Raw genomic sequence first — 217 nt, forward strand, 5'->3', positions numbered from 1 at the left:
CGGACCTTGCCCGCCTCGATGCGGATCGTACCGTGCTGGTTGTTCGTCGTGTAGGAGGCGCGCGACCGTCGTCTCGACTTGAAAGCCGGGAAGCCGCCCGTCCCGGCGAAGAACTTCGCGAAGGCGGTGTCGAGGTTCAGCTTCGCGTTCGCGAGCGCGAGGCTGTCCGCCTCGGCGAGGAACGGGAACAGGGGCTTGTAGGAGGCGGGTGTCGCCG

At 67.7% G+C, this 217-nt stretch carries 1 pseudogene; it reads right to left on the reverse strand.

From position 1 onward, the window contains the following. A pseudogene (locus KNP00_RS14185) lies at positions 1-217 on the reverse strand (RNA-guided endonuclease TnpB family protein); the annotation flags it as partial.

Origin of the sequence: Exiguobacterium qingdaonense, assembly GCF_018617855.1 — a bacterium.
Classification (GTDB): Bacteria; Bacillota; Bacilli; order Exiguobacteriales; family Exiguobacteriaceae; genus Exiguobacterium; species Exiguobacterium qingdaonense.